Annotated in this window: 13 protein-coding genes; 9 read left to right on the plus strand and 4 right to left on the minus strand. The window is 45.1% G+C overall.

The features are described from left to right. Positions 1 to 44: 44 nt before the first annotated feature. The 3 genes from WKT13_RS05230 to WKT13_RS05240 all read left to right on the plus strand — a co-directional run bounded on the left by WKT13_RS05230 (position 45) and on the right by WKT13_RS05240 (position 5,518). A complete protein-coding gene (locus tag WKT13_RS05230) occupies positions 45 to 2,657 on the plus strand; it encodes a M56 family metallopeptidase (RefSeq protein ID WP_340323131.1) in 2,613 nt (870 codons plus the stop codon). A 50-nt stretch (positions 2,658 to 2,707) separates the two neighbouring features. Further along, positions 2,708 to 3,643 (plus strand): hypothetical protein, encoded by a 936-nt coding sequence (locus WKT13_RS05235; RefSeq protein ID WP_340323132.1) that lies wholly within the window; start codon positions 2,708 to 2,710, stop codon positions 3,641 to 3,643. A gap of 1,062 nt (positions 3,644 to 4,705) precedes the next feature. Beyond that, the gene (locus WKT13_RS05240) at positions 4,706 to 5,518 is read left to right on the plus strand and encodes an energy transducer TonB (RefSeq protein ID WP_340323133.1); all 813 of its coding nucleotides are present in this window, start codon (positions 4,706 to 4,708) and stop codon (positions 5,516 to 5,518) included. Positions 5,519 to 5,662: 144 nt separating this feature from the next. Here the strand turns inward: WKT13_RS05240 and WKT13_RS05245 are convergent, their stop codons facing one another. The 4 genes from WKT13_RS05245 to xseA all read right to left on the minus strand — a co-directional run bounded on the left by WKT13_RS05245 (position 5,663) and on the right by xseA (position 8,908). Beyond that, positions 5,663 to 6,181 carry a ferritin gene (locus tag WKT13_RS05245; RefSeq protein ID WP_298619913.1) on the minus strand — a complete coding sequence of 173 codons (519 nt, stop codon included), beginning with the start codon at positions 6,179 to 6,181 and terminating at the stop codon, positions 5,663 to 5,665. 50 nt (positions 6,182 to 6,231) lie between these two features. After that, entirely contained in the window at positions 6,232 to 7,254 is a 1,023-nt protein-coding gene (locus WKT13_RS05250; protein WP_340323134.1) for a branched-chain amino acid aminotransferase, read from the minus strand. Positions 7,255 to 7,387: 133 nt separating this feature from the next. Further along, on the minus strand, positions 7,388 to 7,585 hold the full coding sequence (xseB, locus tag WKT13_RS05255; RefSeq protein ID WP_340323135.1) for an exodeoxyribonuclease VII small subunit: 198 nt from the start codon (positions 7,583 to 7,585) through the stop codon (positions 7,388 to 7,390). Positions 7,586 to 7,591: 6 nt separating this feature from the next. After that, complete coding sequence (gene xseA, locus WKT13_RS05260; RefSeq protein ID WP_445323587.1) at positions 7,592 to 8,908, minus strand: exodeoxyribonuclease VII large subunit; 1,317 nt, start codon at positions 8,906 to 8,908, stop codon at positions 7,592 to 7,594. Between the two features lie 862 nt (positions 8,909 to 9,770). On the opposite strand from xseA, the gene WKT13_RS05265 reads away from it, so the two are divergent. The 6 genes from WKT13_RS05265 (at position 9,771) to WKT13_RS05290 (ending at position 15,254) form a co-directional block, all read left to right on the plus strand. Beyond that, positions 9,771 to 11,138: an MATE family efflux transporter gene (locus WKT13_RS05265; RefSeq protein WP_340323137.1), complete on the plus strand. Its 1,368-nt coding sequence runs from the start codon at positions 9,771 to 9,773 to the stop codon at positions 11,136 to 11,138. Next, complete coding sequence (locus WKT13_RS05270; protein WP_298619902.1) at positions 11,131 to 11,754, plus strand: cytidylate kinase-like family protein; 624 nt, start codon at positions 11,131 to 11,133, stop codon at positions 11,752 to 11,754. The genes WKT13_RS05265 and WKT13_RS05270 overlap by 8 nt, the downstream gene beginning before the upstream one ends. A gap of 57 nt (positions 11,755 to 11,811) precedes the next feature. Beyond that, the gene (locus tag WKT13_RS05275; RefSeq protein WP_340323138.1) at positions 11,812 to 12,780 is read left to right on the plus strand and encodes an acyltransferase family protein; all 969 of its coding nucleotides are present in this window, start codon (positions 11,812 to 11,814) and stop codon (positions 12,778 to 12,780) included. 142 nt (positions 12,781 to 12,922) lie between these two features. Then, entirely contained in the window at positions 12,923 to 13,447 is a 525-nt protein-coding gene (locus tag WKT13_RS05280) for a metallophosphoesterase family protein (protein WP_340323139.1), read from the plus strand. 197 nt (positions 13,448 to 13,644) lie between these two features. After that, a complete protein-coding gene (gene rfbB, locus WKT13_RS05285; RefSeq protein ID WP_340323140.1) occupies positions 13,645 to 14,793 on the plus strand; it encodes a dTDP-glucose 4,6-dehydratase in 1,149 nt (382 codons plus the stop codon). A gap of 164 nt (positions 14,794 to 14,957) precedes the next feature. Continuing rightward, the gene (locus tag WKT13_RS05290; protein WP_340323141.1) at positions 14,958 to 15,254 is read left to right on the plus strand and encodes a hypothetical protein; all 297 of its coding nucleotides are present in this window, start codon (positions 14,958 to 14,960) and stop codon (positions 15,252 to 15,254) included. Positions 15,255 to 15,256 lie beyond the last annotated feature (2 nt).

A 15,256-nucleotide genomic window follows, 5' to 3' on the forward strand; every position in this document is an offset into this window, starting at 1 on the left:
ACCTTCCGTTTTCTCTATTCCTACGGAATGAAACAAGACATCGTATGAATCGAATTGTATTGCTTTCAATACTTGCAGCATCGTTCATCATACCCTCAATCCGCATAGCATGGGGAAATCCGTCTGCGATGAACATCAGTGCAAACAGCGCAAGATTAGAAGTAATCACATCCGGTTATCTTGACCAGGCTTTATTACGCGAGCCTATAATGTCACAGGAGAATGAAATCTCCAACACCCAAACACACATTGAATACGAAAACACAATAACAACAAACATTCAGAATACAAACACTCATATCGCTGCATCATCAGAACGTCATGATAATAAAAGTCTATGGCCGACAATCCTGCTTATAATGTATGCAACCGGCACATTCTCTATTTTTATCCTACGCACTGTACAAATAATATCGCTGTATCTTTACATACACCGAAACTGTGTCTGGAAGCGCAAACTCAACAACACGACAATATATTGTCACAAGGGCGACATTCCCCCTTTCAGCTGGATGAAAAGCATTGTAATCGGTGAGACTGACGCAGCCCGACCTTCTTACAATGCTGTGATAGCTCATGAGCGTGCACATGTGGCTTGCCGCCATTCGGTGGATATTATAATCATTACATTCGCCGAGATTCTGCAATGGTTCAACCCCGTACTTTGGATGTTACGCCACGACCTATGTGCTATACACGAATACGAGGCAGATGAATATGTTCTACGCCAAGGCACAGATATGAAAACATATCAGCTCCTGCTTGTATCGCGTCTTGCAAAGCCACATTTCCTTAATGTAGCAAACGGCTTCTCACACACATCGCTCAAATCACGAATAATAATGATGTTGAGAGATAAATCCAAAAGATGGACTATCTGTAAATACTTTTATATCATACCGGCAAGTGCATTTGCACTGATAGCATTCGCCAGTCCGAAAATAGAAGAGGTGGCAAACAAAATGGACGAAAGCAGAAAGGAGATAATCGAAAAAATAAAAGACAATATAGATATTCCCGTATTCAGAACCGACAGTACGGCAAACAAAAATACAGAAGACATAGATCTCGACAAGCTGAAAAGCGTAAAAACCATAAGAACCATAGACACAGGCAAAGGACGTCCGGCCGAAGAAGCACAGAAAATGACACTGCGCGGCGGTTACATCGTGACATTCACCAGTAAACAAAATGAAGCATCAACAGACTATTATCTGACCGTCATCGATAAAAAAGGAAAACTGACAGACAGGAAAAAGCTCGGTATAGACGATAGCAAAACCGTATTCGGCATAGAAAGCAGATTATGCGACGAAGCCGATACACTGCTTACGTTCGACATTTCAGAAGCACGCGATGTGGATAACTGGGAATTCAACAAGCACAATAATGCGTGGAGCAATTCATGGCTGATAGAAGCGAAGGAATGTCATATAGATAAAAACGGGAAAATACATACAGGGAAATCATACATGACATCAATTAGCGTGAATAATTACACTGCAAATGAGAAAAAGCAAAGCGCATGGCCTGCCCGGTTCAGGTCAATGGCAAGTATATATAAAAGCATGGCCGGAGATAAGCGTTACAGCATTGTTACCGATGAAAAACGCGGTATAGCTAATCTGCTATCACAAGAACTGAGAAACGAGAAGGTTTACACACATGCTGACAAACTGCCTGTCTATAATGGCTCAGAACGCGAGCTTCAGGAACGCATCGGCAACATACTACGTGCAGACAACCGGACTATAGTGCGCTTTATAGTGAGAAGCGATGGCACCGTGACCGATGTACACAGCATCGGCACGCTTACAGCCGAACAAAACAAGCGCGTGGAAGACATGTTCTACACAATGTCCAAATGGCAGCCCGCACAGATTAACGGCAAAGCCGTAAGCATGATAATGACAATGCCATTGAACTGGATGAACAACAAAAAAGCAATCACCACTCCGGAACGCATGCTATACAATCTGTATTCCTCATGCATATCGGGCCTCACACCGCATGGCATAAAGATTGAAAACAGCAGCATAAACAAATATTTCACTGACAACATGATGTCACGTATGGGAGACAATATTGAGAAAGCGCTACTCGGCGACAGCGAAATAGACCATTGGGCAGAACGAACGCTGAAAATACAACCACTCGAAATGAACTGGTACATAGTGGAATATGCAAAGGCACTGTTTACTCCCGAAGCCGAATACAAGCATATAGCCGTCCATCTGTCAATAAGCGGCGGCCGTTATGTGGTTGACAATATAAACACATCACCGTCAGATGATCCGAACATCAGAAAATACATGAGTGGACTCATATTCAACTCCGACGACATGAAACAATACGAACTGCCATCCTTCAAAACCATGGCCGACGGTACAGAGAACACTGTCATGCGCAACATAAAAGGTCTGGGCGACCGGATGGCAATGATAACATTCATGGTATATGCCGACGGCAACATAGATAAAATCAACATAATCGATATCGCCGACAGAAACAGCGAGCCAATAGAAAACGAAGTTAAGCAACGTATGAAAGAAAAACTGAGAAACATAAAATGGGAAGCAGGCACGGCATACGGCATGAAAACAAACTACCGCATGTCAATGATTGCGACAAACACAAACGCGTTCCTCATAAAATAACAAACAACAAACAAGCATTAAACAGACAATTATCATAAAACACTAAAACTATGAACACAAAAAGATTAGCTGTAGCAGTAATAACATTGTTACTGACTACCGGATGCACTATTGCACAGGAAACAGACAAGACCGCACAACGCAAGTCAAAGATGGCACAGATAGAAAAAGACGCCGTCGGCATGTGGCAACGTGTAGGCAAATACATAGGTCATACCATTTACATACCGGAGTTCAAGGTATATAACGAAAACCACGAATGGTACAGCTTCCGTACAAATATGGAAAAGCCCGGGATATTTGCCGGCGGCACATGGGAGGTGGTATCACCCGACAGCATTGTCGAACACAACGACTACTCCATCGATCCTGCCTACGACGGAAACGTGGACGTTTATCTCAAAATAAACACATTCAGGCCGAATTTCCACGGCATTTCATTCGTCCCGCGCGGATACAACCAGGTTGTTTTCATGGATTACGAGAAAGTAGAGAAGAAATCTGCCGGATCAAGAGGTTTGTTTATGGGACGCGACGAAATACACTTCAATACAATGAAAGATTATCCTCACGTCGGCAATTCCATAAGATTCTTCAAAAATCACGACGACTTGTCCGAACAGATTACGCTCGCACAGATGCCGGCAAACACAAAAGAAATACTGCAACGCGTCGCCTCACAAATATCAATAAATAAAAAATGCAATATGATACTGCGCATTGCATTGACCGAAGATGGCGAACTGGCAATCTGCACACCGAAAAGTCTGTTCCAACGAATCGGCTCATGCTTCATCTGTGTTTACCATGAAGACGAAGACGCGGAAGCTGCAGAAATACTTTACAAACAGGTGAATGCCCTGCCACAGCAGCAAATTTCACCTGATGCGACCTTTTACACAGTTGACATTCCAGTCAATATTACACAAGACAACTCGACAAATCAGGGCAACCGACTTGACTTGGAGAAAGGCATATCGCTCTGAACAGAATATTCATACATAAAAAATAAGAGAAAACATAAAAGCCTGTCTTTGCACGGAAAATCCAATGCCGGAGTCCTTGACAGGCTTTATGCGACTCTGTATAAATTCTGTATGAAACAGGTTTTATTCATGAATTAACACAGAGTGTCGGAAAACTTACAGACAGCACGGGGTGATATGAACAATGACCGTTCGGGGTTAACGTGAGGATGAATCCACGTTGCGACTACAATCCATTCACGTTGATACAACCGATAAATCGTCACCGCAACCGGGAAGCATGCACCCCGTACTTTTTCTCATGCCTGATATCGGCTTTCTTAAAGAAAACTCAGGCTATGAACTTACGATTTTTCTTGACTTTTTTTTGACAAACTGAATTCGGGAAAGAGGTGTAAAGGAATGTTAAATACCGCATAAGAAAGGCTTGTTAAGGCCTTACAACCATGCGGTATATCCTATCGTAGAATGCAGAACAATCCGTCCTGCGTTCCGATAATGCCCATATCAGCCTCTGTTTACGCCCAGATCAGGGTGTGATATGGTGCGTTTTATGCTCTGAAACGGGCTGTATCACGTGTCAATATGGTGCCTATTGCGTGGCCGGAAAATCTATTTCACATATAAACTACTAATATTCAGTGCTTTACACGAAACTCTTATTTTTCGCATATTTGCGTCCGAGGAAGAGTCCGCGCGCAAATATTCGTTTATTTTTCGGGGTAGAACAGAAAACTCAGACAGAAAAACCGCAGGATACTGAAAATCTGTAACTGCCCTCTTTTGCTTCTCTTTCAACAGAAGTCAGAAATGCGGATACAGGATTGAAACCGCAGTATTCCGATTAACCTCCACTGAATTTCTACAGAACAGAAATAATAGTTAAAAAACAGGACTTCGCACAAACATTCACGACAAATATCTTGTCAAAAATCAGATTATTATTTATTTTCGCACAATGCCCTGTATATACTGATTCAAACCGGTACAGAAACAAAAGGGATTTCATATAAAACAACAGACTACCACTATTATATCTATTAACATTAAACACTAAGAAATATGAGAAACACCATCATTGTATTCGCACTTGTTTCTTCATTAAGTGCAGAATCAAATACGACTTTTACCACAAAACAGGAACCATTCCTCATAACAAACACCGTCGTCGGTCCGAACAAAACGGATGATGCCGAAGCCAAAGAACGGATATACGAGTTCTACAGACGTTATATCGCCACATTCATGGATTCCGGCGAATCTCCGGAAGAAATAAAAAAAGAATATCTCACCCCTGAATGTATAAAACAGATTGACAATGTTTCAAAGCAATCCATGGCCGACGAAATAATCCGGGCGCAGGACAGCGGCGAGGATGCACTAAAAAGTCTTGAGGTGAAACATATGGGCGACAACAGTTATATTGTGACTTACACGTTCAATCCTGGTCTGGAATATGAAACAACGACGTCCATCCCTCTTGAAACCACAACTGTGAACGGCAAGACATACATCAGCTACATCAAACCGACATACGACTACAGTGTCAAAGAGCAAGACGTTGTCATGCACGCTGATGTTCTGCCGGAGTTTCCCGGTGGCATCAGTGCATTAATGGATTTCATCAGACAAAACACCAGATATCCCAAATATGCGTGGAAAAACAACATCGAAGGACGGGTTCTTGTGAGTTTCGTAGTAAAAAAAGACGGGACCGTATGCAACAGTAGCGTGACCAAAAGCGTTAATCAATGTCTCGACCATGAAGCAGAACGTGTGATAGATATTCTTCCGAAATTCACACCGGCAACAAAGGATGGCAAACCCGTAAACATGAAATACAACCTCCCCATCACGTTCAAAAAGAAAAAATAGACTTCTGCGGAAATAACAGACAATAAACAAAGACTGACCGGCAGGAAAAAGTCACAGTATAGAATGACTTACCTGCCGGTCTGTTTTTGTATATCACGACATCACGCGTCCTTCATAACGCGGTGTCATCAGCATACCGATACATTATTTGCCTGCCAGCGGCGATGCCTGTGTGTAAACACGTGCGCCGAGTTCTTTGTCAAGCATATAGAGTCCGTAACCATTGTCCTTTATCATCTTCAGATTGTCGATAATGGTCTGTGCGGTCTCCTCTTCCTCCACCTGCTCATCGATGAACCACTTCAGCATGCTCTGTGTGGCATAGTCGTTCTCAGCCGTTGTCAGTGCGAAAAGATTGTTGATGAGCGATGTCACCTTCTGTTCGTGAGCGAGTGTGCTCTCGAATACATCCAGAATGGAGTTCCACGTTGTAGGAACCGCCTCGATGGGCGAAAGAGTCACATTGCCGCCACGTGAGATAACGTAGTTGAAAAGAATCTTGGCATGGTCCTGCTCCTCCTGGAACTGAACCTCAAACCACTTGCCCATGCCGGGATTTCCCTGCGAATGGCAATAAGCAGCCATTGACAGATAAAGATAAGCCGACCACATCTCCGCATTGATCTGTGCGTTGATTGCTTCTTCTATTTTCTGATTCAACATAATTCTTTTATATTTTTAAAATTAGACTTTATTTCTTTCCGTTTTCTGCATCAGCCTATCACGACAGTTGTCCAGTCGTGCTTGTCCTCTTCAGTGCCGTACTGTATGCCGCGCAGATGGTCGTACAGCTTCTTTGAAACAGGTCCCGGCTGGCCGTCCTTGCTGAATACGTAGCGCTTGCCTGTGTCCAGATCGTCAATGTAGGATATAGGACTGATGACAGCAGCTGTTCCGCATGCTCCTGCCTCCTCGAATGTCTCGAGCTCCTCTTCCGGTATCTGACGCTGTTCAACGGTCATGCCGTAGTCGCGTGCCAACTGCATAAGACTCTTGTTTGTTATGCTCGGAAGTATGGATGTCGACTTAGGTGTGACATACGTATTGTTCTTTATACCGAAGAAGTTGGCCGCGCCACACTCGTCCATGTATTTCTTCTCCTTAGCGTCGAGATAGAATTCGCAGGCATATCCCTTCTCATGTGCGATGGCGTTTGCCTTCAGCGATGCCGCATAGTTGCCGCCAACCTTATATATACCAGTGCCGAGCGGAGCTGAGCGATCGTAATCGCGTATGATGACATAAGGATTGGTCGAGAATCCGCCTTTGAAGTACGGACCTACCGGAGTCACGAATATCAGGAACATGTATTCCGTTGCAGGATGCACGCCCACCTGGGCTGTGGTACCGATGAGCAGCGGACGAATGTAGAGCGACGCACCGCTCTCGTATGTCGGGATGTATTCCTGATTGAGACGCACCACCTTCTTCACCATCTCGCAGAACAGTTCTGTCGGCACTTCCGGCATCATGATTCCACGGCATGTGCTCTGCAGACGGGCAGCATTCTCTTCCATACGGAACACTCTCACTTTTCCGTCCGGGCAGCGGAAAGCCTTCAGACCTTCGAAAGCCTCCTGTCCGTAGTGGAGGCAGGTGGCTGCCATATGCAGTTTCAGATATTCGTCTGAACAAACTTCAATCTCTCCCCACTTGCCGTTGTTATAGCAACAACGCACGTTATAGTCGGTCGGAACATATCCGAACGACAAAGATGACCAATCTATATCTTTCATAACAATGAATTATTTATATATCTCATATAATGAAATAACAAAAAGACAAAATTAGCAATAAAAATATTCTTCTGCAACAAAATGTCACACAAAATGGCCGGATGCTATAAAATAGAGCCGATCCGGTCTGTATTCACTGATTGTCTGTCAGTATTTTCTTTATCTCCTCGTCCGTACGGGTGAGCTTGTCGCGACACATCTTTATGAGTTTCTGCGCGGTCTTCACCTTCTCGCAGAGCGAATCCATGTCGAGATTGCCGTTCTCCATGTCCGAGACAATATTCTCAAGGCGTGCCATCGCCTCCTCGTATTTCAGTGTTTCCTTTGCCATAAAATTCTATCTTTTGTTTTTTGAAATTCTGTCAACCTTGGATATCACACGCCCGTCGGCCAAAAGCGTCTCAAGCGTATCGCCCTCACGCAGCGCCGATGCAGCTGTCACAGCCCGGCCATCGTGCAGAGTGATACTGTAACCACGCGACAACATGCGCTGCGGATCGACCGCCGCCGTACGTTGTCCGAGCATTTCCAGACGATGACGCTCTGCCGTCAGATTCTGACGTACGGCACCGGCCAGACGCATGGGCATGGCATCAAGAGCGGCTTTTGCGTCAGCCGTAGTCTGTCTCACGGCCACATAAAGACTGTCGCGCAACTGCGTGATCCGCGACATTTCCCGGCTTTTCACCGCCGCATAAAGCGAGGGCAGCACCGTGGAAAGATACTTCATGCGACTGTTCTCACGTTCTATCCTGTCCAGCGCATATTTTGAGACATACGACGCCACGCTGTCCACACGCGCAGCCACCGCAGAAAGACGGTCCACAAGGAAAGTAGCAGCCGCCGTGGGAGTCTTCACGCTCTGGTTGGCCACAATGTCCAGCACACTCTCATCTCTGTTGTGACCGATGCCTACTATTATCGGCAGGGGGAAGTTGGCTACGTTCTCCGCAAGACTGAGCGTATCGAAACCCGACAGATCGCTTGTGGCACCGCCACCTCTTATTATAACCACCACGTCGAACTTGTCGACCTGTGAGTATATAGCGTCCAAAGCTCCAATGACACTGCTTTCCGTTGCCTCTCCCTGCATCACTGCGCGGAAAAGCTTTACGGAGAAAGCAAGTCCCTTGTCGTTGCCATGCAACTGGTTACAGAAATCGTCATATCCTGCCGCATTGTCGCTCGAGATGACGGCAACACGCTGCGTAAAGAGTGGCAACACGAGTTCTTTCTGCAACTCCAGCACACCTTCCTCTTTCAATTGTGCTATTATCTCGCGGCGACGGCGCGCTATGTCACCAAGCGTATATTCGGGGTTTATGTCGGTGACAATCCACGAAAAGCCGTAAGCCTCGTGAAAGTCGGCATGCACACGCATCATAACCTTCATTCCGGCACAAAGTTCGCGTCCTGTGACACGTTCGAAAGCCGTACGTACAAGTGTCCAATAAGTGCGCCAGCATTTTGCCGACGAGCGGGCAACAGGCGTCTTCGTGTCCTCCGCCTTCTGCACAAGTTCCATGTAGCAGTGGCCGTGAACCACGCGCAGCTCCGAAATCTCGGCCTCCACCCAATATTCCTCGGACATCACCGAACTGATGACTTCCGACACAATATTGTTCAACTCATATAAGGTAAGAGCACTTATCATCTGGCAAAACGTACTTTTCTGTTTGTCTGTTTTATATGCAGGCCGTGCTTTCATCTGTCTCTGCAGAAGACGGCTCATATTATGCAAAAGTATAAAATATTCTCAACTATCGGACTTTTCCGTCACATTTTATAGTTTCCACACTTGTTTTTTCTCATAAAACAATGCCTTGTTCCGCACCGCTACACGCCCGTTCACATTTCTGACTCAAGACAGAACGCCACAGGAGAAGACTCCCATACAATGAATATTTATTCATTCCGAAAGTAAAAAATACGGACATATAGTTTTTGCAAGATAAAAAACGATAAGCAACGAAAAAAAACGGATAATAAAACAGGAAAAAGATATCCGGCCGCACGTTTTTCTGCTCCATACAGACAATGGTCCGGCGGTCTGGCATAATAAAGGCTATTCCGATATGCCATACGGCCTTCTCCATCACTCCATACAGCCCATATCAGCATGCGAAAAAGGCTTTTGCACGATGCAAAACAGCCTTTTCCACAAAGCCACACGATGTCAGACGCTCTTTTAACGCACTCAAATCTCAGACTTTCAACCAAGCATATAACATCTTAAAATTCGAGTATTTGCATCCGAATGGACCTCCGTACGCAAACACAGCTTCAATTTGAAATTCGTATTGCATATGTACGCAATAGTCAACACAATTTTCAATATATTTATGCAACGCACTACCGTTGTCACTTTCCGGCTTCACACAACCACAAAACACACATACACTATACGCAGATACCCCCGGAATGTATCACGAAATGAGCGGAACAGGCCGAAAAAACAACGCTTTTTTGTTTTGTATCTCTCCAATTTGAAGTAACTTTGCATCGGATTTTTAATTATGGATAATAAACAAGCAACTTTAGAATTAGGCACCAAACCAGTCGGCAAACTGCTCATGCAGTATGCCCTCCCTGCCATCATAGCAATGACGGCAGCCTCGCTCTACAATATGGTTGACAGCATATTCATCGGGCAGGGCGTGGGAGCCATGGCCATATCAGGACTGGCTATTACATTTCCTTTCATGAACCTCACAGCAGCCTTCGGCGCTGCCATAGGTATCGGTGCATCAACTTATCTGTCTGTAAAACTCGGCCAGAAGGACTACAAGACGGCAGAGCGCATTCTCGGCAACAACGTGACACTCAACACGGTCATCGGTATTGCCGTAGGACTGGTGAGTCTTCTGTTCCTCGACCCTATTCTTCGCTTCTTTGGCGCAAGCGCTCAGACACTTCCTTATGCTCGCGACTACATGACTGTCATTCTTGCAGCAAATGTCTTCAGCCAGATGTTCTACGGCATGAACGCCATTCTGCGCGCCATAGGCAAGCCCAAACAAGCCATGTACATGACAATTATTACCGTGGTACTGAACGCGATTCTCGACCCGATTTTCATTTGGGTGTTCGAACTCGGAATACGCGGAGCAGCCTACGCCACAATCCTTTCACAGATAGTAGCGTTAGTATGGCAGATGCGTATACTGAGCGATAAGAAAGAACCGCTCCATCTGCACAGAGGCATATACCGTCCCGACCACGACATTGCAAGGAATATCATAGCCATAGGTCTGTCGCCATTCTCCATGAACGTATGCGCATGCATCATCGTGATATTCATAAACAACAGTCTGGTGAAATACGGGGGTGACCTTGCAGTAGGAGCCTACGGCATTGCCAACCGCGTGGCCTTCATCTTTGTGATGATCAACATGGGCTTGAACCAGGGCATGCAACCTATCGCCGGTTACAACTACGGTTCGCAGCAGCTCGACCGAATGTTGCGTGTTCTCAAATATGCAGTGATAGCGGCGACCATCATCATGACCACCGGATTTGCCATTGCAATGATAATACCAGAATTGTGCGCAAGGCTTTTCACCACAGACGCCACACTCATCGGCATGTCGGCACGAGGCATACGTACCATCATGATGATGTTCCCGATAGTAGGTTATCAGATGGTGGTGACCAACTTCTTCCAGAGTATCGGAAAAGCCAAGATAAGTATATTCCTTTCACTGTCAAGACAATTATTATTCCTGCTGCCGCTACTAATTATTCTGCCTCCTATATTCGGAATAGACGGAGTATGGTACGCCATGCCGGCGTCTGACGCACTGGCCGCAGTAGTAGCTGCATGGATAATGGCCGTATATATGAAAAAATTCATGAAACAACATAGAGAGCTCACAAATGGATGACAAAAAGATAATAATAAATGTTGGCCGTCAGCTCGGAAGCGGCGGACGCATCATCGCTTCGATGCTTGCCAAAGACTTCGGATGCAAGTTCTATGACAAAGAACTGCTGAACCTTGCAGCCAAAGAGAGTGGCTTCTGCGAAAAATTTTTCGAACAGAACGACGAACAGAAGGGTTTTCTCAAATCATTCTTCTACGCACACATGCCCTTCCTCTCAGGCTCAAGTTTCTACAACAACCGGCTGTCTCAGGAGAGTCTGTTCCAGTTTCAGAGCGATGCAATACGCAAGGCGGCGCAGGAAAGTTCGTGTGTCTTTGTAGGACGTTGCGCAGATTATGTGCTGCGTGAATTTGAAAACACCGTGAACATATTCATAACAGCCGATCTTGACGAAAGAATAGAGCGCGTGGCAAAAAGACATGGATGTGGGGCTGAAACTGCCATGAAAATAATAAATGACAGAGAAAGCGAACGCTCCACATACTACAATTATTACACTGGCAAGAAGTGGGGTTACTGCGCGTCGTACGATCTGTGCATAAACTCAAGCATACTCGGAATGGAGAAGACCGAGGAACTGATAAAGGACTTCATCAAACAGAAACTCGGACTGTAAGATTCTGCCTTTTCCTTACGGAAAGAAAAGAATGTTTTTTGTCATCCGCTCCCGCTTATGCCAGAACGACACAAAACACCTATCTGCAGCAACGAGCACAATTTGCTGGAGAAAAATGATACCTATGCATTGAGAGGTGTGTGCATGATAATGATAATCGTGCACCACACATATCTCAGCGCCATAGACATGCCGCAATGTCACACAGACAGTTGGCTCAGATTTCTCGACATAGGATGGTCGTGGGGATATGACGGCACCGGTGTCTTTCTGTTTCTTTCCGGCTTCGGAATGTTTTTCTCATTGTTACGCAACCGACCTATCAGCAAAACATACATAAGGAACAAGGTAGTAAAGCTGTTCATACCATTTCTGTGGTTATGGGCAATAAGCCTTGCTGTATACATACTGTTTGACGCAAAACAACTGACACCACAGCTTTTCACTTCGTTTCTTTCACTTGACATACCACCCGACAATGAGGCATGGTTCTATAAAGTCATAATAGGACTTTACACCGTTTCTATGCTCATATTCAATACATTCAGAAGTCCACGCACATGCGTAGCTGTAGTCACGGCAGTGTGTGTAGCATATTATTGCGTGGCGAACTTCATATTAAATGCCGACCTCTGGTGGTTTATCACAGTACTCAACTTTCCGTTCGGGATGCTCGTCGCCATCTCTTACGACAAACTAAAGAATATCCGGCCGATATATCTCATATTGCCATGCGCCATATTGTTCGCATTGCTGCAGTATTTCCATCCCAATCCGACAATATCAAGCCTGCTGTTCACTGTCATCGCAATAAGCATCATACGATATGTGAACATCGACAACCATCTGCTCAGATACATCGGAACAAACAGCATACTGTTCTATTTTCTTGAGGAGCCGGCGATAAACTATCTAAGCCAATTCGCCGGTTTCAGCTTCTACACCTACTCACTCACGGCCATTGCGATGACTCTGCTTCTCGTTTTCCTTTGCCAGAAGGCCGAGAAAGCATTGCAAGGAACATGATCCAAGATGCGTTTCCATCGGATAGCCATGACAACGGGGATAAAAACAAAATACATGTTTGCTACATTTAAATAATATCACTATCTTTGCATTGTAAGATACAGAACCGTGTCATGACTGTTTTCCAAACAGTCCGATTGCAATGAAAAGGATAGGAATAATCAGCGACACCCACTCATATTGGGACGACAAATATCTGGAATACTTCGAGTCGTGCGATGAGATATGGCATGCTGGAGACATCTGCTCTACCGAGCTTGCAGAAAAGTTAGCCGCCTTCCGCCCGCTACGTGCCGTATGCGGCAACTGTGACGGAGGCGATCTTAGACGTATGTTTCCGGAAATTCTCAGATTCAGATGCGAAAGTGTCGATGTTCTGATGAAGCACATCGGCGGATATCCCGGACGGTATGATCCGAGCATAAGAAGTAAAATATATGCTTCTCCGCCACAGCTGTTCATAAGCGGCCATTCACATATACTGAAAATAAAATACGACAATACTCTCGGGCTGCTACACATCAATCCCGGAGCTGCAGGACTGCAGGGATGGCACGTGGACAGAACACTCATAAAGCTGACCATAGACGGCAGTAAGTTTAAAGATTGCGAAGTCATCACACTGGCAGATCCGCGTAAAAAGATACAAAACGGTTATGATGAATAAGATATTAAAATACGCTTTGCTCTTATTATTGTCCACAGGAGTACTTATTTCAATACTTGCCGCAATCGGACATATATGCGGATGGCAGACTGACGCCGACACATGGACAGAAATAATCGTTTACTATATAATTTTCCAGTTGTTATTGTTCTGGAGACACGAACGTAAAAAGCAAAATCATTAAAAACATATATAACATGAAGACTTATCTTGTAACAGGAGCCGCAGGATTCATTGGTGCAAACTTCATCAAGTACCTGCTTCACAGAAAGTACAAAAACGAGGACATCAAGATTATTGTACTAGATCTTCTGACTTACGCAGGAAACCTCGGAACTATAAAGGACGACATCGACAACGAGCGTTGTTTCTTTGTACGTGGTGACATAAGAGACAGGGAGCTCGCAGACAAACTCTTTGCCGAAAACGACATCGACTATGTTGTAAACTTTGCAGCCGAAAGCCATGTTGACCGGAGCATCGAGGACCCACAGCTGTTCCTATCGGTGAATATCCTTGGGACACAGAATCTTCTGGACGCGGCACGCAAAGCGTGGGTTACAGGAAAGGATGAGACCGGATATCCTACATGGAAGGAAGGAAAACGATTCCATCAGGTCGCAACCGATGAGGTTTACGGTTCACTCGGTGCGGAAGGCTACTTCACAGAGGAGACTCCGCTATGCCCGCACAGCCCGTACAGTGCATCAAAAACAAGCGCCGATCTTTTCGTAATGGCCTATCATGACACTTACCACATGCCTGTCACCATAACACGTTGCTCAAACAACTATGGTCCTTACCACTTCCCGGAGAAGCTCATTCCGCTTATCATCAACAACATATTGGAAGGAAAGAAGCTCCCTGTTTACGGAAAAGGAGAGAATGTACGCGACTGGCTATACGTGGAAGACCACTGCAAAGCCATCGACCTCGTGGTGCGTGAAGGACGTGACGGACAGGTTTACAACGTAGGTGGACACAATGAGATGAAAAACATCGACATCGTGAAACTCACAATAAAGACCATCCACGACATGATGGAAAATGAGCCGGAACTTAGGAAAGTACTCAAAAAACAAGAAATCGACAGGAACGGCAACATAAGAATAGACTGGATAAACGACGATCTCATCACATTTGTGGCCGACCGACTGGGACACGACCAGCGCTATGCTATCGATCCGACAAAGATAAAGAACGAATTGGGATGGTATCCGGAGACAAAATTCGCCGACGGCATTGTGAAGACAATACGCTGGAATCTGGAACACCAGGACTGGATAAAGGACGTGACAAGCGGCGACTATCAGAAATATTACGAACAAATGTACGGCAACAGATAATATCCCAGCCACATCCATGGAATTTCATCATGCGACACAGGTAGAACGAATCGCATGATGAAATTTCGATAATATGTCTGTCTCCACGTTGAAGGCATTTATAATACAACTGTTATAACTAGAAATATTTAATAAAACTATCCACCAGCATACCGGCATTGAATATGGATACTCTTTCTGAAGAGCTTCAAAATTTCCTTATACGACTTGGCAAAGAGCCCAACTGTGTCAGCAAGAAGGTTGAACATTACATCAAGCATCTCATACGTCTGCTTCCCGTCAACGACGAGAAAGCAATGAAAGATTATTACGGACTGTTTGGCAGTCCGGTAAAACCACTTTGCGACGTCGCACACGAACGCAAGGTGTCGGAGGATATAATGCTGAAAATAATGGAAAACAACCTGCGCAAAATCGCAGTAACGCCGGAATGGCAGATGATAAAGCAGATAATAAAATAAAC

This window comes from Prevotella sp. HCN-7019, assembly GCF_037890215.1.
GTDB lineage: Bacteria > Bacteroidota > Bacteroidia > Bacteroidales > Bacteroidaceae > Prevotella.